Source organism: Paenibacillus sp. KS1, assembly GCF_001680695.1.
In the GTDB taxonomy this organism is placed as follows: Bacteria; Bacillota; Bacilli; order Paenibacillales; family Paenibacillaceae; genus Paenibacillus_B; species Paenibacillus_B suaedae.
In genome coordinates, this window is sequence record NZ_MAIS01000216.1 from 1 (window position 1) to 1,752 (window position 1,752).

General features: G+C 39.7%; 1 protein-coding gene. It reads left to right on the top strand.

All coding sequences use genetic code 11. The features are described 5' to 3' along the window. Nucleotides 1-491: 491 nt before the first annotated feature. Nucleotides 492-1,526, top strand: a complete 1,035-nt coding sequence (locus BBG47_RS27900) for a hypothetical protein (RefSeq protein ID WP_065294452.1) — start codon at nucleotides 492-494, stop codon at nucleotides 1,524-1,526. Nucleotides 1,527-1,752: the final 226 nt, after the last annotated feature.

The window sequence follows — 1,752 nt, forward strand, 5'->3', positions numbered from 1 at the left end:
CAAGGAATTATTCAATATGGACATTGCGGAATTGGAAGTGAAGTGGGTCAGCGAATATGAAAATTACTACTTCTTCAAAGACAAAAAACCGGTTCTGAGGGCAGCACTGGATGCTAATAAGAACGTAGTGTCCATAACAGCAGGTGTCGGAGCATTATACGGATTCTGAATAGGGCGAGTTTGGACATTAAAGAGTTATTGAATTGCATGGCGCAATTTGATAACTCTTTTACATTTGAATATTCGCATAGGAGACAATAATATAAGTGCTTCGAAAGCATCTCCTGCCCAGAAAGGATATATTTATAAGACTGCTGATGAGGAAAGACAAAAGTTAAAACCGGAATATCGGAACAGCCCGCTGCAAAGCACACTTCTATGGAAAGAATAGTAGAGATGATGTCACAAATGAGCGAATTGATATTGTTATATATTGTAGGTGAATACACCAGTGGTACACCATGAGAATATGAAACATTGGAGGGTTTAGTATGAATTTGAAAAAAGCAGTTGTAGCATCCATGATCGTATCCAGTTTGTTGGTTACGCTGGCGGGCCCGACTTTTGTAGGAGCCGAAACAGCAGGAGGAAAGAAACAAGAGCAAGCATCAAGCAGCAGTGTTCAAATTGATAAAAAGGTTGCTGCCAAGCTGCAAAAGGCTGTACAAAAATTTGCCGGCAAAGATGTCAAGCTGCAAAATGTTGGCGAACTAGTTCGTTCGAATGACACGATGGCGAGGGTTCAATCCGTAGACGGGGTCTATCAAATATTTTTTGATCATAAAACAGGAAAAGTATGGACGTTGAACGGAAAAACAACTATCGACAAAATCAGCAAAAAGGATCAGGACGATGTTCTGAAATTGTTGAAAAAAATGTATTCGGGGAAAACATATGCTCTTGATAAAGAGGTGATCTTGGAACGTTACTATGACGATAAAAAGGAACAGTTCAGCCAAGATTCCACTTATTTGCTGAAGGGGAAAGGATTTGAAGTATCGCTCGTTAAAAATGATCCGGATCTAAAAGATTATATTAATCGAGCCCGGATCGAATTTGCTAAGGAAGAGCTTGAAGCGAAGCTGTTGACAGCGGCGGAGGAAGCGGTGAAAACGGCGTTAGACCATCAATTTAACATAACAGAGGCTTATCTTGTTAGTAATACTAAAAAAAACGCATGGGAATTAAAGGACGGCAGCTCTACTCTTTACGTAGATGAACAGAGCGGGAAGGCAACTAACTTATTCCATAATACGCGCAAAAAGGTGACGACGAGCCAGACGATTACGGCAAAAGAGGCAAAAGAGGTGGCCGCTCCGCTCGCCAAGGAATTATTCAGTATCGATATTACGGGATACGAAGTAAAGTGGAATAGCTTATATCAAGACTACTGCTTCGTTAAAGATCAAGAAACGAAAGTAAGAGTGGCATTAGATGCCAATAAAAAGGTAGTGTACCTTAAATCCGGGGCAAATGCACTTTTTGGAGGGGAAGACCCTGTTGCAAGCAGACTAGAAGAAGAATAATGCAAAAAGGTAGAAGTGAAAATCAACCGTTTAAAGCATCCGAAAGGCTGCTTTTTTATGTGCTCCGTTACTTCTGTCCAAACATTAATGTTCTCTTAATTTTTATTCATATAAAGTTTCGTGGTTAAGTTCTATTCCATTCATTAGCATTATAGCTATCAAGTGTTCCATTAAAGGAGGAAATAAAATGAACATGAAAAAAGCAATTCTAGCGTCTATGATCGTA